The organism is Sphingomonas sp. ATCC 31555, assembly GCF_000282895.1.
GTDB lineage: Bacteria > Pseudomonadota > Alphaproteobacteria > Sphingomonadales > Sphingomonadaceae > Sphingomonas.
This window is the reverse complement of the sequence record NZ_ALBQ01000057.1, coordinates 23643-45419: the sequence shown is the minus strand read 5'-3', so window position 1 is coordinate 45419 and position 21777 is coordinate 23643. Positions and strand designations below refer to the sequence as shown.

The window sequence follows — 21777 nt, the reverse complement described above, 5'->3', positions numbered from 1 at the left end:
TGGGAATCCCTCACCGATTCAGTGCGGTCGAAATCCGCTCTAGGCGCGGTCAGAAGCGGCCCGACACCTGTAGATACCAGTTGCGTGGCCGCGCATACATCCGCTCGGCATAACCGAGCGTCGCAAGCGAGGCGTTGCCTTGGATCAGATAGCGTTCGTCGAACAGATTGTTCACGCCGCCGCTCAACTCGTACCGATCGGATAGCTTGAGCGTCAGGGAGGCATTGCCGATGAAATAGCCATCCTCTTCGATAAGCGGGATGCTGCCGGTGATGAAGGTGATCTTCGACGTGTAGCTACCGTCGAACCGCGGTGTCAGTGTCATGCCGTTGGCCATCTTCAGATCAAAGGCGATGCCGATATTTGCCTGCAGATCCGGCGTCAGCGGCAGGTCATCGCTGGGCGTTACCGTTGCGGTCGCCCCCGGCACGGGCGTGATGCTCTTGATCTTGTCGTCGAGCACACTTGCCCCTGCGTCGAGGATGAGGCCCCAGGGCGCGCGCCAGCTGGCTTCCGCCTCGAGGCCGCGGATCCGTGCCTTGCCGGCGTTGAACAGCAGCGGCACCACGCCCTGTCGGAAGATCAGCTGAATATCGTCATACTCGGCCTGGAACGCGGCCAAATTCAGCCGCAGCCGGCCGATGTTCGTCTTGGCGCCGATTTCGTAGCTGGTGACGCTCTCCTCGTCGAACGGCACCGGCACGTTGCCGGCGGGCGCCGCGTTATAGCGTGTGTTGAAGCCACCCGATTTGAAGCTGCGGGCATAGGAGGCATAGGTGCTGATCGCATTGCTCCAGCGATACTGGATGCTCGCCGATCCGGTGAGCGCCGAGAACGTCTGGACGAACGGGCGGCGATAGAGAAACAGCGGCCCGCCTTCCGGGATGGCTAACGTCGGCAGCGGATCGGGATCGGGCAGCGTCGCCGGGAACAGATTGAACGCGGTTCCCAGATAGGTTTTGCGATCGGTGGTGTAGCGCAGCCCTCCGGTAAGTTCGAGCCCGGCCACCGGTTTCACGCTGACTTCACCGAAACCGGCCAGCGAGTCGGTCTTCAATCGTGACACCTGGAGGTCACGCGAGCCCGGGCCGCCCGCCAGGATCGAGCGGATCACCGGCGGCGAAGGCGGGAAGGATACCGGTACGGTCGCACGCTCGTTGGTCACTTCATTGAAGTAATAGCCGCCCAGAATGGCACTGACGCTTTCCCAATCGAGCTGCAACTGCACTTCCTGACTGAACTGGTGGGATTGGGCACCGACGTCGGTAGTGATCAGCAGCAGCGGCGTATTGTCTGCATCGCGAATGCCGCGTGATTCCGTGTTACGATAGGCAGAGATGAGCTTCACCGCCGCCACATCGGTCAGCCGGATATTAGCGGTCGCACCAATACCCCAAACCTCCGACGAACTCATCACCGGGGCGGTGCCGCCATTCACGAATGGGCCCCGTGCCTGCAGATCGTTGGCACAGCGGACGTCGTTCAGCATCGGCACATTGGGCGCGCCAAACCTCGGATCGCCCGCAGTCAGTGGCGCAAAGGGAATGGTCGCGCCCGGGCAGCCCGCACCGACGCTGGCGATTGCGGCGACAGGCGCCTGCTCGTTCACGCCGGCGAAGACGAACGGTGCGCCGTTTTCGTCACGCTTCGAATAATCGGCGCGGAGGAACAGGTCGAAATCGCTTGATGGTTCCCATTTCAGCGCGCCGTTGGCCGACCAGCCATTCTCATTGCCCAGGTCAAGACCGTCGACGCTGCGGATCACATAGCCGTCGCGCTTCCGAAAGCCGCCCGAAACCCGCGCCGCAAGCGTATCTGCAAGCGGGATGTTGAGCGCGGCGAACCCTTCGCGCAGGTTATACTCACCGGCGCGCAAGCGGGCACGACCGCTCCATTCGCCCAGCACCGGCTGCTTTGTCCGGACAAGGATGGCGCCGCCGATGGTGTTCCGGCCGAACAACGTACCTTGGGGCCCACGAAGCACCTCAACCCCATCGATGTCGCCGAAATCGATGGTGCCTCCCACTGCACGGCCCAGATAAACTTCATCGAGATAGATGCCGACGCCGGGGTCTACCGCCGCTGTCGGATCCACTTGGCCGACACCACGGATGAATACGACTGACGAGGCGCTGTTGCCTGAAAGCTGGCCCGCCGGCTTGAACTGCAAGCTGGGCGTGATCCGTTCCAGGTCCTGGGTTTGCTGGATCTGGCGGTCCTGCAGCGTCTCGGCGCTGAGCGCGGTGATCGCCACCGGCGTATCCTGAAGGCTCTCGGCGCGCCGACGCGCCGTGACGACGATTTCCTGGTTCGCCTCATCGGCTGTCTGCGCAGGCGAAGACGCCGATTGAGCGAAAACGGCAGCAGGATTGCCGCCGAGCATTGCCGCCACCATCGCAGCGACGCAATAGGTGCCGCGCAACCGAATGCGCGCTGTAAAGCCAGCCATGCCAACCTCCCCTGTCCAGCCTCTCGTGGGAAGCCGGTACAAAGGGAAAATCGCATTCTATTTAGTTTCCGTCAATAACAGTTATGGCACCGATCTAATTTGATATGGGTCAGCTGGCAGCCTGCCGCTCGAGTACCCGAAGCGGCGGCCTGCTCCCCAGCCCCAGTACGCGGCGTGCCGTGCCCGCCATCAGGCGCGGCATCACCGTCATGCGATCCAGCGGCGCGTCGAGCCCTTCGGCCTGCAAGGCCCATAGGCGCTGGAAAGCACCACCGGCCCGCAGCAACTTCAGCGGCGGACCATCTTCGACCACCCGGCCTTGTTCGACGACGATCACACGGTCGAGGCCCACAACCGTCGATAGTCGGTGAGCGACGGCCAAGACGGTGCGATCCGCCATCAGCGCTTCCAGTGCCTGCTGCACTTCGATCTCGGATCCGGTATCGAGCGCAGACGTCGCTTCGTCGAGCAGCACGATCGGTGCCTTGCTGAGGAAGGCACGGGCGATGCCGATTCGCTGCCGCTGCCCCCCTGACAGATTGGTGCCGCGCTCGCCCACCACCGTGTCATAGCCCTGGGGCAATGCGGCGATGAAATGCGCGCAATGTGCCGCCGCCGCTGCCTCGCGCACTTCCGCATCGGAAGCATCGGGGCGCGCGAACCGGATATTCTCCAGGATCGAGCGATGGAACAGCAGCACCTCCTGCGGCACCACGGCAACTGCCTGGTGCAAGCTTTCCTGGGTCACGCGCTCGATCGACTGCCCGTCGATCAAGATGCGGCCTTGCTGCGGATCGTGGAGACGCTGGACAAGCTGCAGGATCGTCGACTTGCCCGCGCCCGAGGGGCCGACAATGCCGATCTTCTGGCCGGCGGGAATTTCGAGGGTCACGCCGCGGACCACCGGGCGTGCGGGATCGTGACCAAACACGACCTCGTCGATGCGCAACCGGCCCTGGGTGACGCGGAGCGGCACCGCACCGGGCGCATCGGTGAGCTTGTGGGGGGTGCCGACGATCTCCAGCGTCTCGCGCAAATAGCTGAACTGCTGGCTGGTATCGATCAGCGCCATCGCCAGATCGCGCGAACCGTTGAGCATCCGGAAGGTCATGGTGCTCACGACCACCACGTCGCCGGCGGTGATGCCACCCGCAACCCAGCGCTCGATCGCCCACACCAGCGAACCTGCTACCAGCACCACCAGCGCGACATCGTGCAGCGCGCGGATACGCTCCACAAACATCCAACCGCGCCGCTGCGCCCTGCCTTCGGCTTCGAAGAAGCCGCGGAGCCGCTCGGCTTCCCGACGACGGGCCCCGAAGGCCTTGATCGCGGCGATGTTGCCAACAAGATCGACAAGCTCACCACCACTCTCGCTGGCACGACGCGCAAAGGCGGTATGATGGCGATCGCCTTTCAAGCCGAGCAGCACCAGGCCAATGCTGGCGCCGACGAAGACGAGCGCGATCACCGCGGCCATCCGCCAATCTATCGCAGCGAAGATCAGAAGCGCGCCGCCGAAGGCGATCAGCGGCGGCGTGATCTCCATCAGAATGCGGTGGGTAAGCGCCGAAAACGAGCCGGTCAGCGCGCCCACGCGATGCCCGAGCGACCCGCCGCGCTGGTTCTGGAAGAAGCTGATGTGGTGCCCAGTAAGATAGTGAAACATGTCGAGCCGGATGCGGACGCCGCTGGCTACGGTAATGTTGCACAACAGCATCGACGCACCGCGTACGAGGCCGTTCTCCAGTGCGACCAATCCGACGAATGCCGCCAGAGCGACATACACCGCGCCCCGCGAAGGCGCATGTACGGTCATGGCATCGATCAGCAGTTTCATGGCGTACTGCACACCCACAGCGCTCGCCGAGCCGCCGACGACAAGCGCCGCCAACAGCGCGAACGCCCAGGGGCGCTGCGTGACATAATGAAACAGGAACCTTGCCGGGCTTACAAGAAACGGCATTCTGCTCCCCTCACCTTCTGTTGGGCGCTGCGTTGCAACAAACATGGCCGCGAAAAGAGCCATCGCGCCATGAACCCGAAATGAATTTTGGTAAGGATAGCCGCCGGAGAGAGTGCGCTGGGCGACGAATGGTGGCAAAATCTGGGCAGCGGGGACGGGACGCAAAAAAGGGGAGCGCGAAGCTCCCCTTTTCTTACGCCCGACGATGTCCGTTCGGTTAGAAGCGATAGCCGACCCGGAACTGGATCCGGCGCGGCAGCGTGAGCAGGCCGGACGCCGTGGTGCCATTGGCAGGGCGAAGCGGATCGATGACCTGCCCCGTTGCCGGATTGATCTGGTTGTTGAAGCCTTCGTCGAACCCGGTGAAGTTCTTGTTGTTGAAGGCGTTGAGCACATCGACCGCCAGTTCGACCTCGTGGCTGCGGGCGATCTTCACGCGATTGGCGAGCGTCAGGTTGACCTCGCAGAAGGCAAAAACCCCCTTGATGCAATTCTTCTCGGGATAGGCCGCGGTGAACCGATTGAACCCGGCGGATTGGCCGTTAGTGCTATCGACCACCTGATATGCCGCGCCGCTGCCGAACGTGCTGAGCGTCGAAAACTGGAAGCCCAACGGCAAGTCGACCATGCCCGAGAAGACGACGCGGTGCCGCTCGTCGCCACGCGAAGGCCGCCACCCATAGGCATCCGGCGTGATCGCATCTAGGCTGAACAGGTCCCCACCGTTCTGCTCGGCCTTGCCCAGCGTGTAGGCGATGTTCATGCCCCAGCCAGACGTACGCGTGTAGTTCTTGTCGAGCGTGAAGAAGAGCGCCTTGTACCGGGTATCAAGCCCGTCATAGCCAATAATCACGTTCGAGTAGCCGTTGGCGATCGCCGAAGCGGTGTCGCAGCACGGACCCAGACCTGCGTTCCGACGGGTGGCAAACAGGTTCGTATAGCCATTGCGGCCACGCTGATAGGAACCCGACAGCGATGCTTCGAACACGCCGATGCGCTGGCGCACGCCGAAGCTGAACTGATCGTTCACCGGCGGCTTCGCGTCGTTCTTCACAGCGAACAGTTCCGGCAGGGCGACCTGCGGGTTTGCGTTGCGCAGGGCCAGCAGGCCGTCACGCGTCAGATAAGACGGGTTCCATACCGTCGTGGGCTGCCCGTTGCGCGGCGTGCCGTCCGCCGAGAAGCGGAAGACCCCCACGGGATTGATCGTGCGCGACAGTTCGTCGACGGTGTTGTTGAAGTTGTTGCGATCATAATAGCGGCCCGCGCCACCGAAGATCACCGTCGATCGGGTGCCCGTGATATCCCAGGAGAAGCCGAAACGCGGCGCGATTGCGCCCGCGAACGGAGACCGGCCCGAGCCGTCGGTGATGTAGTTTTCGGGATCGAAATAGCTGGTGCGCGGCAACGAACGCAGCGCTGCGGCCGCAGCAGGGGGCGTAACATAATCGTTGTTGAAGCCGTTGGTTTCGTAATCCCAGCGCACACCCAGATTCAGCTGCAGTCGATCGGTGACATCCCAGTCGTCCTGTGCATACAGACCGATTTGCGTGTTCGACGCGATAATGTTCCCATTGCCCAGGCCGAGACGTGCTTCCGCCGGGAAGGAGAAGTTCAAATTGTTGTTCGGCTCGCGCAGGAAGGTGTAACGCGGCTGGATATAGGCGTTGTTGGCGAACTGGATGTCGGTGACCTCGACGCGCGCGCCCACCTTGATCACATGGCCATCAAAGCCGCTGTAGGTGAAGTCATCGCGGATCGTGTAACCCTGCTGCAATTCGCGCCGCGTAGAATCCTTACCACCAAACAGGATCACACCACTGTAGTCGAAGCTCGGCAGGTTCGGATTGAGCGATGTCGGATTGAACTCGTAATTCAAATAGTTCGCATTGAACTCGTTGATGAACTTGTCGCCATTATAGGTCCACTTGAACAGATAGGTGTCGACCTTGTTGCGCTTGTTCTCAGCATATTCATAGGCGGTGTTGCCACCGAAGCCCTGAATGTCGGTTTCTTCGCGACGGCTGAACGACAGATCAAATACCTGGCGATCGTCCGGCGTGAGGGTGAGCTTGCCGAAATAGAAATCGCCGCGGAATGGGCTGACGAACGCGCCCTGGAAATCGGTGATCCGCCGACCGGAGAAGCGCTCGAATTCCTGGATCTGCTCCGCCGTGCCGTTGCTACGCACGTTGAAGGCGCGATCCTGGTCGTTGCCTTCATAGGCGCCGAAGAAGAACAACCGATCCTTGATGATCGGGCCGCCCAGCGACACGCCATATTGCTTGCGCTCGAACGACGGCTTCCGGTTGCCGTCGCGCGCGTCGATGAAGCTCTTCTGCGTCAGGCCGCGATCAGTGTACTGCCCAAACGCTTCGCCATGGAACTCGTTGGTACCGGACTTGGTGACCGAGGTGATGATCGCCGATCCAGCCTGCTCATATTCGGCCTTGTAGTTCTGGGTGAGAACACGGAATTCCTGCACCGCCAGCTGGCCGAACGGGTTGCCGCGGCTGTTCTGCTGGCCGGCGACGCCGCCTTCCCGCAGCTTGTTCTTCAGGCTCACGCCGTCGATGAAGACGTTCACCTGGCTCGCGGTGGAGGCGCCGGAACGGAAACCCTTATCGGTTTCCGAGTCGACATAGCGTACGCCCGGCGCCAGCGCGGCGAAGGACAGGAAGTTACGATCGGTCTGCGGCAGACGCTCGATCTGCTCGCGGCTGACGTTGGTGGCGACTTCGCTGGTACGAGTTTCGTTCAGACGTCCGCCGGTCACCACGATTTCCGCCCCACCCTCTGGTGCCGCAGCCGCGATGTCCGCGGCGAAACCGAGATCGAGGCTGGCCGACTGCCCGATGCCGAGTTGCACGATCTGGCGAGTGGTTTCCGTGCCGACCGTCGCGCTCACTTCATATTGACCAGGGCGCAGGCCGGTAAGGACGTAGTTGCCATTCGCATCGGCAATCGCGCGATAGGTCTGGTTCGTGCCAGTGCTGCGCGCCGCCACCTGCGCGCCTGCCGCCGGCGTGCCATCCGGCCCGGCAACCGCACCGCGGATGTTACCGGTGGTTACCTGCGCATGCGCACCCGCAACCGGAACGATCGCACCGCCTGCGAGCATGGTGGCCGCAACCAAACGACCTCGAAACGAGTTGAGCTTGAGCACCCTGGTCATCCCCTCTACATTTGTAACCGGTTACATTTCAGGGCCGAAAGAATCGGCTTGATAAGCAGGCCACTTGTCAAGTGGCACGGTCGGTGTCAACCAATTTCGTTACAGGCCTAATCCAGCCTTCGCGAGGCCGCACCAATATGCGCCGCGACAGCTTGGGCAAGTCGGGTCAGCGTGCTGCGTTTCGCCGACGAAAGCGGCCCGCCTGGCCGTGTGTCGATCCCGCACAAGGCACCGACGCGATCCAGGCCGTTCATTACGCTGGCGCCTGCATAATAGCGGATGCCCATCGGGCCGGAGACCATGGGGTTGGCGCTGAAGCGACTGTCGGCACGCAGGTCGGGTACGCACAGCACGCCGTCCGGTTCGGCCATGGTATGCGGGCAGAAGGCCATCGCGCGACTGACTGTCATGGGCTGCACCCCGATCGCGATCGGCATGTGTTGCACCTCATGATCGATGATCGTCAGCATAGCCATCGGCGTCCCCAGCACCGCGCGAACCTCTTCGAGGATGAATTGCAGCTCGGCGTCGTCGGCAGGGATCGACGGAAGGGCGTCGACAGCGCGCTGCCGCGCCACTTCATCATAGGGCCTGAATGCCGCCGAAAAGAAATGAAGCGTCATGCGGCTCTCCTCGAGCGTGGCTGTTCCGCTTCCGGGGCGTCGGAAAAGGCAATGCGAATTGCATCCTTGCCGCTGCGCTTCACCTCCAGCATTGCCTGATCGGCAAGCGAGATCAGCCGGTCGGTTTCCATCGTGTCCGCCGCAGCGACGACCACCGCACCCATGCTGCAGGTAACATCGAATCCGGTCGCGCGGAGCGCTTCGGTGAGCCGAGCGTGCAGGCTTTCGGCCACCTGTTCGGGCGCCACCCCCCGCTCGACGACTAGAAAGGCGCAGAACTCGTCGCCACCCACTCGTGCGAACAAGTCCCCGGCGCGTATCCGCGCACGCGCCTCGTCGGCAAATCGGCGCAGGACCAGATCACCGGCCGAATGGCCGTGCCTGTCGTTCACCGCCTTGAACCCGTCGAGGTCCATATAGACGAGCAGGAGCTGCGCCCGACGGCGGCGCGCCATCCTGGCGACCCGTTCAACCCGGCTGCGAAATGCGCCACGATTTAGGGACTGCGTCAGATGGTCGGTGGAAGCGATCCAGCGCTCGCGATCGATGGAATGGCGCAGCGTGGCGACCATCAGAACGATCATGATCGCCGTCAGCGTGCGAGTGCCCATGTTCCACAAGGTGACGGCAGCGGAATATTCTTCGCGCCCTGCAAACGCGTTCGCACCGAAGCCGTTGATCAGCGAATTGGCCGTGATGCAGAGAAGAACCACAGCGATGCCGCCCGCCTCGCGCAACGTCCACGCTGCAAGGCACTCAACGAAAACATATCCCATGCTGGGCGAAAGTCGCGGTCCGGTAATAATGTCCAGCGCCGCTACAATGGCAAAACAAAGGGCAACCGCGTGCACCGCCTGCCGGCGTTCCAGCTGCATGGTCCAGCGGAAGCTGCGCATCAGCACTGCAATCACCGCAGATCGTTTTGGCGGTGCGTTCACTACGACCCTCTTCCCATCTCAGCCGCCTGTTTGCAGCCCCAGGGTTAACGTAACTGGAACCGATACTCCCGCGCTCGCCCCTTCAGGGAATATACTTAGCCGACTTCAGCGCGGGCTGAATACCTGACTTACCAATTAATACGGAGGGTTCGTGCGACTTCCAAGCTGAGGGCCCTACGTCAGGGAAGTACCGCCCGCTGCAAAAAGCAGCACATCCGGCGGTGGACCGCGCATGGGAGCCGCAGTACGACGACGTTATGACCATCGCCCTGTTCCAGATCGATCCGCGCGACGCCGTCGCCAACACTCTTCGCGACGTGCAGGCAGGCGAAGTCGCGCTGGGCGTTACCGTGACATCCGATGTTCCCAAAGGGCACAAGATCGCTGTTCGCCCGATCGCCGCCGGCGCGCCTGTCCACAAGTTTGGCTTCCCCATCGGTCGCGCGACCCAGCCGATCGCGCCGGGCGAGCATGTCCATGTCCACAATGTCGCGACCGCGCTGGAAACGAGCGGCAGCTACACCTATCGGCCCGCGTTCGAAGCGCCCGCTCCTCGGGCAGGGCGAGGCGAATTTCTCGGCTATCGGCGCGCGGACGGCCGGGTCGGCACCCGCAACGAGATCTGGGTCCTCCCCACCGTGGGTTGTGTCGGGCGCACGGCGGAGAAGATCGCAGCGCTGGCGCAACAGCGGTTCGCCGGACGGGTGGATGGCATCCACGCCTTCGCGCATCCGTTCGGCTGCTCGCAGCTGGGCGACGACCTTGAAGGCACGCGCGCCATCCTCGCGGCATTGGCCAACCATCCGAATGCCGGCGGTGTGCTGCTCGTCGGGCTCGGCTGCGAATCCAACCAGATGGCCCGACTACTACCGGACATCACCCAGCCCAACCTGCGCACCATCGGGGCCCAGGCCGCGGGGGACGAGGTGGAAGAAGGTCTGGCGCTCGTCGAGGCGCTGATCGCGCAGGCGGAACAGGCGCTGCGGACCCCTACCCCGTTAGCCGATCTGGTGCTCGGGGTAAAATGTGGTGGCTCGGACGGCTTCTCGGGCCTTACCGCGAACCCGCTCGTTGGGCGGATGAGCGATGCGGTCACAGCAGCCGGCGGCGCTGCGATCCTGACCGAGATCCCGGAGATCTTCGGCGCCGAACAATTGCTCATGGCGCGCGCCGAAACTGCCCAGATCTTCGATTCGATCGTCGGACTGGTGAACGGCTTCAAAGCGTATTTCACTCGTCACGGCGAACCCGTGTCCGAAAACCCGTCGCCCGGCAACATCGCGGGCGGGATCACAACGCTTGAGGAAAAATCGCTCGGCGCGGTCCAGAAAGCGGGCCACGCGACCGTCACCGATGTGCTGCACTATGGAGAGCGTATCCGGCGGCGTGGACTGACGCTGCTGGAAGCGCCGGGCAACGATGCGGTTTCTTCCACCGCGCTGGCAGCGGCCGGAGCGACGGTCATCCTGTTTACCACCGGACGCGGTACGCCGCTCGGCTTCCCGGTGCCGACGATCAAGATTGCGTCGAATAGCGATCTTGCCGCACGCAAGCCGGGCTGGATCGACTTCGACGCCGGGCAGGTGCTGGCCGCGGGCATGGACGCGGCGGCGGACGCGCTACTGGCAAAGATCGGCGAAATCGCGTCGGGCGCGACTACCGCCTCCGAGCGCAATGGCGAACGCGAAATCGCGATCTGGAAGAGGGGCGTCACGCTTTGAACCTCCGAAAGTTCCCGGGCGGTGCGGCGAAAGCGCGCTGCACCGCGGCAGTCCGCAATTTCCCTGGATTGATGGTGCGACCTGAACGGTTTAGCCCTGATTGCGAGCAAGATCGGGGTGGTCGCAGGTGGCTGAATTCTTTGTCTTCGTCTATGCCATGGCATCGGGTTTCGTGCTGCTGACGATGCAGCGCAATCGCCGGGAACAGCGGCAGGATTCCCCTATGGTGACCATGGTCGGCTGGGGTCTTTTCTCGCTCTCCTCGACGCTGGCGCTGCTGATGGGCGCCGTTGCCCTCGCACTCGCCATGGGCCTGCAGATGCCGCTGCCTGGCGATTTCAGCGCACCGGTTTTCTGACGAACGTGCCGCGTTACAGCCTGGACGGAGTCGCGCCGCACGTCGCAACCGACGCCTGGATTGCGCCCAGCGCCGAACTGATCGCCGATGTGCAGCTTGGCCCGTTGTCCAGCATATGGTTCGGCGCTGTCGTGCGTGCGGACAATACCCCCATCATGATCGGCGCGCGCAGCAACATCCAGGAGGGCGCCATGCTTCATTCGGATCCTGGTGCACCGCTGACGATCGGCGAGGATGTGACGGTCGGACATCACGCCGTGCTGCATGGCTGCACGATCGGCGACCGCGTGCTGATCGGCATGGGCGCCATTGTGCTCAACCGGGCTGTGATCGGGCCGGATTGCCTGATCGGCGCAGGAGCGTTGGTGACGGAGGGAAAGGAGTTCCCTGCCGGTTTCCTGATCGTCGGCAGCCCCGCCCGCGCTGTGCGTCCTTTGAACGACGCGCAAAAGGCCATGCTGCGATCCAGCGCGGCACTTTATGTCGAAAAGGCGAAAAGCTACGCGATGAGCCTCACCCGACTCGAAGACTGACGCGATTCGCTGGCCAGGTAGCTTGATGCTCGCTTGCACTTGAAGGCTTTCCGTAGCGTCCGTGACCACCACCTAGACAGACTTCGTCATTGCGGTATCACTTCTGCGCATGGCACTTCCCGCGCTGTTTGATCGTCTGCGGCTTCCGGTTATCGGATCGCCGCTCTTCATCATCTCAGTCCCTGATCTGGTGATCGCGCAATGTACCGCCGGTATCGTGGGCTCCTTCCCGGCGCTCAACGCGCGGCCGCAGAGCCAACTCGACGAATGGCTGCACCAGATAACCGAAGCGCTCGCCTCCTGGGATCGCGACCATCCCGATCGTCCCTCTGCGCCATTCGCCGTGAACCAGATCGTCCACCGTTCCAACCCACGGCTCGAGGACGACTTGACGACGTGCGCGAAATGGAAGGTGCCGATTGTCATCACGTCGCTCGGCGCGCGCCCCGAATTGAACGATGCGGTCCATGCTTGGGGTGGCATCACTCTGCACGACGTGATTGACGATAAATTTGCCCACAAGGCGGTCGAAAAGGGAGCGGACGGACTGATCCTGGTGGCCGCGGGAGCGGGCGGCCATGCTGGTCGACTGAGCCCCTTCGCGCTGGTACAGGAAGTCCGCGCATGGTTCGATGGGCCGATTGCCCTTTCCGGCGCCATCGCAACCGGGGGAGCCATCCTCGCCGCACAAGCGATGGGCTCGGACCTGGCGTATATCGGATCGCCCTTCATCGCGACGAAAGAAGCCAATGCGGTCGACGCGTACAAGCAGGCGATCGTAGACGGCCGCGCCGACGATATCGTCTATTCCAACCTCTTCACCGGCGTACACGGCAATTATCTGCGCGCGTCCATCGTGGCTGCCGGCCTCGACCCGGACAATCTTCCCGAAAGCGATCCCAGCGCGATGAACTTCGCGGGCGCGAAGGCATGGAAGGAAATCTGGGGATCCGGCCAAGGCATTGGCGCCGTCCATGCCGTGGAGCCGGCAGCGGTGCGGATCGAGCGCCTGGCGGAGGAATATGCAGCCGCCCGCGCGCGGCTGCTCGCCAGCAGCTAGAAAGCGCCGGCGAGCCGGTCCAGCATCCGCCGGGCGGGGCTCGCCAGATCCGCCGGCACATCAACCGCGCTGTCGAGCCGCGCAACGCGACGATAGAGATCCTGGCTAGCCTGGATCAGCGCAATCGCCTGCTCAGGCAGGCCCTGCATCACGGCCGGGTTGGTTTCCGGACCAACGCCCAGTCGACGACCCGGAGCGCAGGCATCGTGCGTGCTCAATTCGCCGGCGTCGACGGCACGCTGGGTCAGCAGCCATGCGATTATATGCATCAGCCGCGTGGTTATCTTCAGCGACTCGCACGAAAAGGCGACGCGATCGAGTGCGCAGAGTGTCTCGCGCTCTTCACGGCCCAGGTGATCGAAATAGCCGCGCGTCTCATCGGCCAGCACCATCGCTTCGACATAGAGCGAGTCGATCAGCTTGCGGCGAATGGTGGATGGCCCCTCAGCAATCATGAAGGATCCGTGCCACAGCTGGCGATGGTCCGAAAAGCCCAAATCCGCGGTGCGCGCGTCCCGCTGCGGGCCTCATGCGATGATGTCGGGAATCAGTTGATCCTCAAGCAGCGAAATCTCGTCGCGCAGCTTCAACTTACGCTTCTTCAGCCGGGCGATCCGCAGCTGATCGCCGGTGGCGTCTTCGATCAATGTGGCGATGTTCGCATCCAGATCGCGATGCTCGGTGCGCAAATCCTCCAGACGTCGCCGGATCTCGCTATCGTCCATCCCTGCCCCCCGAAACGCTTAGCGAACGAAACACTCGCCCGTCGCAACCCATCGCGGGTTTTCGCCGATCTGTCGATGAGGGATGATTCTGCACGCGACAACCGGAGCGAATCATGGTCTAGTTGTCACCCCCTAGACGTACCAAGGAGGAACGCTTCCATGCACAATGCGCATATTTCGGCACTTAACGCCAAACATTCGCACCTGGACAAGCGAATCGCCGCGGAGTCGCAACGCCCCCTCCCCGATCAAATGCTTCTAGCGCAATTGAAGAAAGCCAAACTGCGCGTCAAGGAAGAGATGCAGCGCTAATAGCGCTATCCACAATTTATTTACCAGAGGATCGGTCGCGCGAGCGCGTTGCTCGCGCGGCAGGTCCTTCAAACAGCCCAAGCGCGAAAGAAGCTGCGAGCAGTTGCCTGACTAGCACAGCGCATCGAACGTGCGATGCACAGGCTTGCGCGAGACCCACCAACGATGTCGGGGAACCTGTTGGGCGTTCAACGACGCGTGAGGATGGGCTTCACATATTCCGGCGTCTGGGCGCCACCGCCCACCGGCTTGCGGGCGAGCTTGGGATCGATTTCAATGTCAAACGCCACGCCGACACGGCCTTCCGCAGCCCAGGCGATCTTGCCCGAAACCCAGCCCACGCCACGCACTTCGATCTCAACGGGTGCGCGCAGGCCGATCGGGCCCGGATACTCCGCCATCAGCCCGCCGGCCGAGAGGTTTCGGACGCGCACCTGCCCAACATGTTCGCCGTCAACGCGGAACTGCGCCGTCAGCAACAGGCTGTCGCGGGCACCGCTCCGTTTGCCGGCAAAATCATCGGCCGAAAGCGTGCTTGCGGGGATATACGACTGCTGGTCCATTCGAGACTCTCAAACGCAGATTCTCACGCGACGATGCGTAGACCAGCAATCCTTAACAAAAGAATTACCCCAATTCAGCCCTCGTACTTCTACGTGGCGCCGGACGGGTAGCGGCATCACTCTTCCCGACTGATCTTTTCGTTGCGCTCGTTGCGTTCTTGTGCCTCGACGGTCATGGTTGCGGTTGGCCGCGCTTCCAATCGTGCGAGCGGGATCGGCTCGCCGGTCACTTCGCAATAGCCATATTCGCCTTCGTCTATACGACGCAGCGCCGCATCGATCTTGGCTATCAGCTTGCGCTGGCGATCGCGCGTGCGCAGTTCGATGGACCAGTCCGTCTCGCTCGAAGCGCGATCCGTCAGGTCCGCCTCGCGCAGCGAATCCGATTGAAGCTGGTTCAGCGTTCCGGCCGCCTCGCGATAGATGGCATCCTTCCACGCGTTCAGCTTGGCGCGGAAATATTCCTGCTGCCGGGGATTCATGAACTCTTCGTCGTCGCTTGGACGATAGCTCGATCCGCTGTCATTCGCAGCAGGAGGAACGCCCTCACCCGGTTCGTCCGCACGACCCAAAACAGTTGCCATTCCCACTCTCCACACCAGTCACCCGGTGGCCAGCCGCCGGAAGACCGCATTGCCCGCAGGCCCTATACTTTCGCAATCAGCGCTTCACAAGCGGATGCTTACAAACCACCGACGGCAATTCCCTGTACTATGGGGGAAATTAGCATGGCCTGAACTGAAGCCACAGCGTATCGCGCAGCACATGCGAAATATACGAAGAAGAGGGTGAACGAAGGCGTAGTAGCGCCCCGAAAAAATACATGTTCACTGGGAAACGCGGGAGCCCGCGTCTGCCTGGCACTGGCTCCCGCGAAGGCAATCAACCGTGGGGATCACGCCCCCTGAAGGGCCGCCTCGATCTCGGGCACGGGGTGGTCGGTCAAGTCCTTGGCGAGTTCCCCGGCAAGCCGATCGCTGACCGAGCCATGATAATGTTTGCGCAGCTCGCCCAGAGTCTTCGGCGGCGCCACGATGATGAGCGCTTCGAAGTCGTTGCGCAGCGCCGCCTCCTTCAGCATCTCTGCTACTTCGGCAGCGAATCGATCTTCCTCCAGCTGGTGGAAGTCGGTTTCCCCCATCGTCCCGCGCGAAGGCGCGAACTGGGCTCCACCGCCCCGAGCGTGCATCGATCCGCCCTGCGCGGCAGGCGGCGCACCCTGTCCCGACTGGGTCGAACTTGCGCTCCCCGAGGAATCGGTTTTCTGGTCGGAGGTTTTCGGGTTTGCATGCACTTCCTTCTTCACCACCTGCAGGTTCGGATAGGTGGCATCGCCCTGGTTGCGAAGCATCAGCATCTTGCGCCCATCGGCAACAACAACCATCGCATCGTGCGGCACTTCCATGGGGCTCTCCTTTTGTGTCTGATGCAAGAGTAACGGACGGGCCCGCGCGGGGTTGCGCGGCTGCGGGGCCGCCGCCATAGGCTAATCGTCATGCACGACATCCGCTTCATCCGCGAACATCCCGAAACCTTCGACCAGGGCCTCGAACGGCGCGGGTTGGCACCGCTTGCGGCCGAGCTTATGGCGCTCGACGAGCGACGCCGCGCGCTGATCACCGAGCTGCAGAACGGGCAGGCGCGTCGTAATGAAGCGTCGAAGGCGATAGGTGCGGCCAAGGCGAAGAAGGACGAAGCGGCCGCCGCTGCGCTGATGACGGAAGTGGCGCAACTGAAGGAGCGGCTGCCCGCTCTAGAGGCGGAGGAAAAGACCCTAGGCGAGGCGCTCGAAGGGCAGCTTGCCGCCCTCCCCAACCTGCCCTACCCCGATGTCGCTCTGGGCGCTGACGAGAACGACAATGTGCTGGTGCACGAGCGCGGCACCCCGCCCCGCTTCCCCTTCTCGGTGAAGGAGCACGACGCGATCGGCTCCACGATCGGCCTGGATTTTGAGACCGGCGCCGCCATTTCGGGCGCCCGCTTTACTTTCGTGCGCGGCCACGCGGCGCGCCTCCACCGTGCGCTCGGACAGTTCATGCTCGATACGCTGACGGGCGAGCATGGCTATGAGGAATGCGTGCCGCCGCTGCTGGTGCGTGACGAAGCCGTATTCGGCACCGGCCAGCTTCCGAAATTCGCGGAGGATCTGTTCCGCACCACCGACGGCCGCTGGCTGATCCCGACGGCCGAGGTGAGCCTGACCAACGCGGTGCGCGAGAAAATCCTGGACGAGGAGGAACTGCCGCTGCGCCTCACCGCGCTGACCGCATGCTTCCGTTCCGAAGCAGGTGCGGCTGGCCGCGACACACGCGGTTTCATCCGGCAGCACCAGTTCGAGAAGGTCGAAATGGTGTCAATCACCACGCCTGACCAGTCCGAAGCCGAGCATGAACGGATGACGGCCTGTGCCGAGGATGTGCTGACCAAGCTGGGCCTCGCCTTCCGCCGCATGAAGCTTTGCAGCGGCGACATGGGCTTCACCGCGGCTCGCACCTACGATCTCGAAGTTTGGCTGCCGGGTCAGGACCGGTATCGCGAGATTTCGTCCTGCTCCACCTGCGGGGATTTCCAGGCACGGCGCATGAACGCCCGCTATCGCCCGGAAGGTGAGAAAGGCACGCGCTTCGTCCACACGCTCAACGGCTCCGGCCTGGCAGTGGGGCGCACGCTGGTCGCCGTACTGGAAAACTATCAGCAAGAGGATGGCGCGGTCGCCGTGCCGGCCGTGCTACAGCCCTATCTTGGGGGCCTCACAATGCTCGAACCGCGCGGCTGATGCGGATCCTCCTCACCAACGACGATGGCTATCACGCCCGCGGCCTCGGCGTTCTGGAGCGGATTGCCCGCACAATCTCCGATGACATCACCGTCGTCGCGCCGGCTGAGGAGCAGTCGGGCAAAGGCCGCTCGCTCACGCTTACCGAGCCGTTCCGCGTCCGCCGCCATGGCGACAATCGTTATGCGGTGAAGGGGACGCCCACTGATTGCGTGATGTTCGCGCTCGCGGAGGTGATGAAGGATGCCAAGCCGGACCTGATCCTTTCCGGCGTGAACCGTGGCGGAAACCTTGCGGAGGACGTCAGCTATTCCGGCACCGTTTCGGCGGCGATGGAGGGGGCGCTCGCGGGCATCCGCTCAGTCGCGCTCAGCCAGCGGTACGCCCGCAGCGGGATGGGCGATGAGGTGCCGTTCGGCACAGCGGAGAGCTGGGGCGAACGTGCGCTGCGGCCGCTGCTCGACATGGACTGGGCTGCGCGCACGCTGGTCAACATCAACTTCCCCCCCATCGACGCAGATGCAGTGCAAGGCATCAAAGTGGTGGCGCAGGGGCTGCGGGATTATGGGCGGGTCGGTCTCGACAAGCGCGTCGATCCGCGTGGCTTCCCCTATTACTGGCTGGCGATGGGCCGCCTGCAGCACCAGCCGATGCCGGACACCGATTTGGACGCAATCGAGGCGGGGTTCGTCACCGTCACGCCGCTCCATTTGGACCTGACGCACCGCGAATCCATGGATCGGCTCCGCGGCGCCTATGCCGGCTGAGGAGCGATAGCCGTGCCGATGATGGATCGCCTGTTGCCGATCGGGCTGCTGCTCGTCTCCAACCTGTTCATGACCTTCGCCTGGTATGGCCACCTGAAGTACAAGTCGGCGCCGCTACTGCTCGCCATCGTCGTCAGCTGGGGCATCGCCTTCGTCGAATATTGCTTCGCGGTGCCGGCCAACCGCCTGGGCAGCGCCGTCTATTCGGCCGCCCAGCTAAAGGGCATGCAGGAAGTGATCACGCTCACCGTCTTTGCCGGCTTCTCGGTACTGTACTTGGGACAGAAGATCACGACCAATCACCTAATCGGCTTCGCGCTGATCGCGGCGGGCGCGTTCTTCCTGTTTCGCGCACCCGCCTGATCGAGATCAGAAGCGCACTTCCAGCAGCACGACGCTGGGATCGCCTTCCACCGCATGGGCAACAAAGCCCATTTCGCGCTCGAGCTCGATGGCGAGGTGGTTCTCGCGGCTCTCGATCGACTGAAGTCGCTTAACACCGCGCGCCTTGGCCTCACCGGTCAGATAATGAAGGAGGCTCCAACCGATCCCCTGGCCCTTACGATCCGCGCGGATGGAGATCGCCACCTCGGCCGTTTCCATTGTCGCATCGCAGGCCAGCATCGCCGAGGCGACGAGTTCGCCCTCGGCCGTAAAGGCGAGATAGCTTTCGGTCTGATGGTGATCGACGTTGATCAGCGCCGCTGCCTGGTGCGGCTGCAGATGCGGGCTGGCCGTGAAGAAGCGGAAGCGCCGGTCCTCGTTCGAGACGTGATCGAAAAAACGAGTGAGTCCCGCCTCGTCGTCAGGGCGCACGGTGCGGACGTCAATGACAAGTCCGGAGCGGGTCGGCAGTTGGACAGGCTCTGCGGTGGTCGCGGTCATGACGATATCTCCCGAATGGTTGCTGGGCCGCCCCTACCGATCGAGGTGCGGGCGAGCCATCCGTAAACGCCCGATGGCTGGCAATTTCCGCGAAAAGCCCTATGTGCGCCAACGATCATGGCAACGCGACTCCCCGAAGCCCCCAAGGTGGGCATGGTGTCGCTCGGCTGTCCCAAGAATCTGGTCGACTCCGAGCGTATCCTCACGAAGCTCCGTTCGGACGGCTATGCGCTGTCGCCGGACTATGCCGGCGCGGACGTCGTGCTGGTGAATACCTGCGGCTTTCTCGACAGCGCCAAGGAAGAGTCGCTTGAGGCGATCGGCGAGGCGATCGCTGAGAACGGCCGGGTGATCGTCACCGGCTGCATGGGCAAGGAAGCCGAGGTCATCCGCGCCCGCTTCCCCAACGTGCTCGCGGTCACTGGCGCGCATCAATATGAGGAAGTCGTCGGCGCGGTGCACGACGCGGCGCCGATGCCGCCCTCGCCCTTCGTCAACCTGGTGCCGGACAGCGGGCTCAAGCTCACGCCGCGCCATTACAGCTATCTGAAGATCTCGGAAGGCTGCAACCATCGCTGCAGCTTCTGCATCATCCCGTCGCTGCGCGGCGACCTGGTCAGCCGCCGGCCCGATGCGATCCTGCGCGAGGCGGAGAAGCTGGTCGCCGCCGGCACCAAGGAACTGCTGGTCATCAGCCAGGACACCTCGGCCTATGGCATCGACATCCGCAAGGAGCCGCGCGCCTGGAAGGGCCGCGAAGTCGTGCCGCACATGACCGATCTCGCCCGCGAACTCGGCCAGATCGCGCCCTGGGTGCGGCTGCACTATGTGTATCCCTACCCGCATGTCGACCAGGTGATCCCGCTGATGGCGGAGGGGCTGGTGCTCCCCTATCTCGACATCCCGTTCCAGCATGCGGCGCCGAACGTGCTGCGCGCGATGAAGCGCCCGGCCAACGAAGCCAAGGTGCTCGAGCGGCTACGCGGCTGGCGCGAAATCGCCCCGGACATTGCGATCCGCTCGACCTTCGTTGTCGGCTTCCCTGGCGAGACCGAGTCCGATTTCCAGTATCTGCTCGACTGGCTCGACGAGGCCCAGCTCGACCGCGTCGGCGCGTTCCGCTTCGAGCCGGTCGAAGGTGCCTCGGCCAATGACCTGCCTGGCGCGGTGCCGGAAGAGGTAAAGGAAGAGCGCTACGCCCGGATCATGGAGAAGACCGCCGCGATCAGCGCCGCCAAGCTCCAGGCGAAGGTCGGCCGGAAGCTCGCGGTGATCATCGATGCGGTCGACGAAGAAGGTGGCGCCACCGGCCGCAGCCAGGCCGATGCGCCGGAGATCGACGGCGAGGTGTTCCTTCGCGACGCCGGACATCTGGAACAGGGCGACATCGTGCCCGTCCTGATCGAGGACGCCGACGAGCATGATCTGTATGGGGTGCCGATGGGCTGAGGCCCGTTGGCACAACGGGCGTGCAGCGCTAAGCCTCCGGCATGATTTCCGGAGGCCCGATGTTCCGTTCCGCTTTTGCCGCCACCCTGCTGATTGCCACCCCTGCCGCCGCACAGCAGCTTACCGCGGAGCAGACCGCCAAGGTGGACGCCATCGTCGCCGATGCGCTGAAGAGCAGCGGGGTGCCCTCTGCATCGGTAGCGATCGTGCGCGACGGCAAGATCGTGTTCACCAAGGCCTATGGCGACCAGGGACCCGGCATCGCAAAGGGCCCGGATGTCGCCGCCAAATACCAGATCGCATCCGTTTCCAAGCAGTTCACCGCCGCGGCGATCCTGCTGCTGGAGGAGGAAGGCAAGCTGAGCCTGGACGACAAGGTCGCCAAATGGGTGCCCGACGTCACCGATGCGGACAAGATCACCATCCGCCAGCTGCTCAGCCACACGGCCGGCCTGCAGGATTACTGGCCGCAGGACTATAGCTTCAAGGCGATGGAGACGGCGGTGACGCCGCAGCAGATCGTCGACCGCTGGGCGAAGAAGCCGCTCGACTTCGCCCCCGGCACGGCCTGGCAATATTCAAACACCGGCTATGTCGTCGCCGGGATGATCATCGAGAAGGCCTCGGGCAAGAAGCTGCTCGACTATCTGCGGGCGAAGATCTTCAAGCCGCTGGGCATGGACGCGATCGACCAGGACCGGGCGACCGGAAAGGGATTCCCCCAGGGAACGCATCGCTATGCGCTCGGCCCCGTCCGCCCCGCCAAGCCCGCGGCGGACGGCTGGCTCTGGGCCGCCGGCCAGCTGGCGATGAGCGCAACCGACCTAGCCAAATGGGACATCGCCCGGATCGAGCGCAGGCTGCTCCCCGCAGAGGACTGGAATGCGCAGGAAACCGAAGTGAAGCTCGCCGACGGCTCGTCCACGCGCTACGGCCTTGGTGTGTCGCTGGGGGAGCATGGCGGCAAGAAGGAGGTCTCGCATGGTGGCGAGGCGGTCGGGTTCCTGTCCAGCAACGTCGTGATCCCCGAGGCGCGGTTCGCCGTCGTCTCGCTGGTCAATGCGGATTTCGGCGGCGCGCACGACGCGATCGCCGAAGGCATTACCGATCTGCTGCTGCCGGTTGCCAAGCAGGCCGCCGCGCCCAGCCTGGACCAGCAGCGCGACGCGCTCGCCCGCACGCTGTTCGACCAGCTCCGCGCCGGCACGCCCAACCGCAGCCTGATGACCGAGGACGCCAACTACTTCTTCGACGACACCGTGCTGGGCGATTATCGCGCCAGCCTGTCCGCGCTGGGCGAGCCGCTGGCGTTCGAGGCGATCGGCAAGGCCCGCCTGCGCGGCGGCTTCGTCAACCGCAACTACCGCATCCGCTACAAGGACCGGCAGCTGATCGCCGTGACCTATGCCGAGCCGGGCGCCGAGGGCAAGTTCGAGCAGTTCCTGGTGATGCCACGCTGACGCGGCGGCGTTGAACG

General features: G+C 63.5%; 21 protein-coding genes. 10 read left to right on the top strand and 11 right to left on the bottom strand.

Going from position 1 to position 21777, the window contains the following annotated elements:
- Positions 1-49: 49 nt before the first annotated feature.
- The 5 genes from B215_RS0118085 to B215_RS20415 form a co-directional block, all read right to left on the bottom strand.
- The gene (locus B215_RS0118085) at positions 50-2449 is read right to left on the bottom strand and encodes a TonB-dependent receptor (RefSeq protein WP_162839602.1); all 2400 of its coding nucleotides are present in this window, start codon (positions 2447-2449) and stop codon (positions 50-52) included.
- 109 nt (positions 2450-2558) lie between these two features.
- Positions 2559-4415 (bottom strand): ABC transporter ATP-binding protein, encoded by a 1857-nt coding sequence (locus B215_RS20420; protein ID WP_019371052.1) that lies wholly within the window; start codon positions 4413-4415, stop codon positions 2559-2561.
- Between the two features lie 217 nt (positions 4416-4632).
- Complete coding sequence (locus B215_RS0118075) at positions 4633-7536, bottom strand: TonB-dependent receptor (protein ID WP_236704491.1); 2904 nt, start codon at positions 7534-7536, stop codon at positions 4633-4635.
- 161 nt (positions 7537-7697) lie between these two features.
- A complete protein-coding gene (locus B215_RS0118070; protein WP_019371050.1) occupies positions 7698-8213 on the bottom strand; it encodes a GAF domain-containing protein in 516 nt (171 codons plus the stop codon).
- The gene (locus tag B215_RS20415) at positions 8210-9109 is read right to left on the bottom strand and encodes a GGDEF domain-containing protein (protein ID WP_236704490.1); all 900 of its coding nucleotides are present in this window, start codon (positions 9107-9109) and stop codon (positions 8210-8212) included. The genes B215_RS0118070 and B215_RS20415 overlap by 4 nt, the downstream gene beginning before the upstream one ends.
- Positions 9110-9408: 299 nt before the next feature.
- Here B215_RS20415 and B215_RS0118060 point away from each other — a divergent pair, with 299 nt between their 5' ends.
- The 4 genes from B215_RS0118060 to B215_RS0118045 all read left to right on the top strand — a co-directional run bounded on the left by B215_RS0118060 (position 9409) and on the right by B215_RS0118045 (position 12823).
- Positions 9409-10872 (top strand): UxaA family hydrolase, encoded by a 1464-nt coding sequence (locus B215_RS0118060; protein WP_019371048.1) that lies wholly within the window; start codon positions 9409-9411, stop codon positions 10870-10872.
- Positions 10873-10999: 127 nt separating this feature from the next.
- The gene (locus B215_RS0118055) at positions 11000-11230 is read left to right on the top strand and encodes a hypothetical protein (RefSeq protein WP_019371047.1); all 231 of its coding nucleotides are present in this window, start codon (positions 11000-11002) and stop codon (positions 11228-11230) included.
- 5 nt (positions 11231-11235) lie between these two features.
- The gene (locus B215_RS0118050; RefSeq protein WP_019371046.1) at positions 11236-11763 is read left to right on the top strand and encodes a gamma carbonic anhydrase family protein; all 528 of its coding nucleotides are present in this window, start codon (positions 11236-11238) and stop codon (positions 11761-11763) included.
- Between the two features lie 109 nt (positions 11764-11872).
- On the top strand, positions 11873-12823 hold the full coding sequence (locus tag B215_RS0118045; RefSeq protein WP_019371045.1) for an NAD(P)H-dependent flavin oxidoreductase: 951 nt from the start codon (positions 11873-11875) through the stop codon (positions 12821-12823).
- Here the strand turns inward: B215_RS0118045 and B215_RS0118040 are convergent.
- Together B215_RS0118040 and B215_RS0118035 are read right to left on the bottom strand one after the other, a co-directional pair.
- Complete coding sequence (locus B215_RS0118040; protein ID WP_026009388.1) at positions 12820-13278, bottom strand: DUF1465 family protein; 459 nt, start codon at positions 13276-13278, stop codon at positions 12820-12822. The genes B215_RS0118045 and B215_RS0118040 overlap by 4 nt on opposite strands.
- Positions 13279-13350: 72 nt before the next feature.
- Positions 13351-13548 (bottom strand): YdcH family protein, encoded by a 198-nt coding sequence (locus B215_RS0118035; RefSeq protein WP_019371043.1) that lies wholly within the window; start codon positions 13546-13548, stop codon positions 13351-13353.
- A 159-nt stretch (positions 13549-13707) separates the two neighbouring features.
- Between B215_RS0118035 and B215_RS21090 the strand changes: the two genes are divergently transcribed.
- The gene (locus B215_RS21090) at positions 13708-13860 is read left to right on the top strand and encodes a YdcH family protein (protein ID WP_019371042.1); all 153 of its coding nucleotides are present in this window, start codon (positions 13708-13710) and stop codon (positions 13858-13860) included.
- Between the two features lie 188 nt (positions 13861-14048).
- On the opposite strand, the gene B215_RS0118025 is transcribed toward B215_RS21090, so the two are convergent.
- The 3 genes from B215_RS0118025 to B215_RS0118015 form a co-directional block, all read right to left on the bottom strand.
- Positions 14049-14423: a PilZ domain-containing protein gene (locus B215_RS0118025; protein WP_019371041.1), complete on the bottom strand. Its 375-nt coding sequence runs from the start codon at positions 14421-14423 to the stop codon at positions 14049-14051.
- 116 nt (positions 14424-14539) lie between these two features.
- Positions 14540-15007, bottom strand: coding sequence for an RNA polymerase-binding protein DksA (gene dksA / locus B215_RS0118020; RefSeq protein WP_026009387.1), 468 nt, complete (start codon positions 15005-15007; stop codon positions 14540-14542).
- Positions 15008-15318: 311 nt separating this feature from the next.
- Complete coding sequence (locus B215_RS0118015) at positions 15319-15828, bottom strand: host attachment family protein (RefSeq protein ID WP_019371039.1); 510 nt, start codon at positions 15826-15828, stop codon at positions 15319-15321.
- Positions 15829-15918: 90 nt separating this feature from the next.
- Between B215_RS0118015 and serS the strand changes: the two genes are divergently transcribed.
- The 3 genes from serS to B215_RS0118000 are packed head-to-tail and all read left to right on the top strand — an operon-like array spanning position 15919 to position 18329.
- Complete coding sequence (serS, locus tag B215_RS0118010; RefSeq protein WP_019371038.1) at positions 15919-17199, top strand: serine--tRNA ligase; 1281 nt, start codon at positions 15919-15921, stop codon at positions 17197-17199.
- Positions 17199-17966, top strand: a complete 768-nt coding sequence (surE, locus tag B215_RS0118005; protein ID WP_019371037.1) for a 5'/3'-nucleotidase SurE — start codon at positions 17199-17201, stop codon at positions 17964-17966. The genes serS and surE overlap by 1 nt, the downstream gene beginning before the upstream one ends.
- An 18-nt stretch (positions 17967-17984) precedes the next feature.
- A complete protein-coding gene (locus B215_RS0118000; protein WP_019371036.1) occupies positions 17985-18329 on the top strand; it encodes a DMT family protein in 345 nt (114 codons plus the stop codon).
- Between the two features lie 6 nt (positions 18330-18335).
- Here B215_RS0118000 and B215_RS0117995 read toward each other — a convergent pair whose 3' ends face one another.
- Positions 18336-18851, bottom strand: coding sequence for a GNAT family N-acetyltransferase (locus tag B215_RS0117995; RefSeq protein ID WP_019371035.1), 516 nt, complete (start codon positions 18849-18851; stop codon positions 18336-18338).
- Positions 18852-18968: 117 nt separating this feature from the next.
- On the opposite strand from B215_RS0117995, the gene rimO reads away from it, so the two are divergent.
- A complete protein-coding gene (gene rimO / locus B215_RS0117990; RefSeq protein WP_019371034.1) occupies positions 18969-20300 on the top strand; it encodes a 30S ribosomal protein S12 methylthiotransferase RimO in 1332 nt (443 codons plus the stop codon).
- A gap of 59 nt (positions 20301-20359) precedes the next feature.
- Positions 20360-21760, top strand: a complete 1401-nt coding sequence (locus B215_RS0117985; protein WP_019371033.1) for a serine hydrolase domain-containing protein — start codon at positions 20360-20362, stop codon at positions 21758-21760.
- The last annotated feature ends 17 nt before the right edge of the window (positions 21761-21777 follow it).

Coding starts and splice junctions, on each gene's coding strand:
- B215_RS0117985 (WP_019371033.1), top strand. CDS start 20,360: ATGTTCCGTTCCGCTTTTGCCGCCACCCTGCTGATTGCCACCCCTGCC.
- rimO (WP_019371034.1), top strand. CDS start 18,969: ATGGCAACGCGACTCCCCGAAGCCCCCAAGGTGGGCATGGTGTCGCTC.
- B215_RS0118025 (WP_019371041.1), bottom strand. CDS start 14,423: ATGGACCAGCAGTCGTATATCCCCGCAAGCACGCTTTCGGCCGATGAT.
- dksA (WP_026009387.1), bottom strand. CDS start 15,007: ATGGCAACTGTTTTGGGTCGTGCGGACGAACCGGGTGAGGGCGTTCCT.
- B215_RS0118085 (WP_162839602.1), bottom strand. CDS start 2,449: ATGGCTGGCTTTACAGCGCGCATTCGGTTGCGCGGCACCTATTGCGTC.
- B215_RS0118075 (WP_236704491.1), bottom strand. CDS start 7,536: ATGCTCGCAGGCGGTGCGATCGTTCCGGTTGCGGGTGCGCATGCGCAG.
- surE (WP_019371037.1), top strand. CDS start 17,199: ATGCGGATCCTCCTCACCAACGACGATGGCTATCACGCCCGCGGCCTC.
- B215_RS0117995 (WP_019371035.1), bottom strand. CDS start 18,851: ATGACCGCGACCACCGCAGAGCCTGTCCAACTGCCGACCCGCTCCGGA.
- B215_RS20415 (WP_236704490.1), bottom strand. CDS start 9,109: ATGCGCAGCTTCCGCTGGACCATGCAGCTGGAACGCCGGCAGGCGGTG.
- B215_RS0118070 (WP_019371050.1), bottom strand. CDS start 8,213: ATGACGCTTCATTTCTTTTCGGCGGCATTCAGGCCCTATGATGAAGTG.
- B215_RS21090 (WP_019371042.1), top strand. CDS start 13,708: ATGCACAATGCGCATATTTCGGCACTTAACGCCAAACATTCGCACCTG.
- B215_RS0118000 (WP_019371036.1), top strand. CDS start 17,985: ATGATGGATCGCCTGTTGCCGATCGGGCTGCTGCTCGTCTCCAACCTG.
- B215_RS0118035 (WP_019371043.1), bottom strand. CDS start 13,548: ATGGACGATAGCGAGATCCGGCGACGTCTGGAGGATTTGCGCACCGAG.
- B215_RS0118040 (WP_026009388.1), bottom strand. CDS start 13,278: ATGATTGCTGAGGGGCCATCCACCATTCGCCGCAAGCTGATCGACTCG.
- serS (WP_019371038.1), top strand. CDS start 15,919: ATGCACGACATCCGCTTCATCCGCGAACATCCCGAAACCTTCGACCAG.
- B215_RS0118045 (WP_019371045.1), top strand. CDS start 11,873: ATGGCACTTCCCGCGCTGTTTGATCGTCTGCGGCTTCCGGTTATCGGA.
- B215_RS20420 (WP_019371052.1), bottom strand. CDS start 4,415: ATGCCGTTTCTTGTAAGCCCGGCAAGGTTCCTGTTTCATTATGTCACG.
- B215_RS0118060 (WP_019371048.1), top strand. CDS start 9,409: ATGACCATCGCCCTGTTCCAGATCGATCCGCGCGACGCCGTCGCCAAC.
- B215_RS0118015 (WP_019371039.1), bottom strand. CDS start 15,828: ATGGAAGTGCCGCACGATGCGATGGTTGTTGTTGCCGATGGGCGCAAG.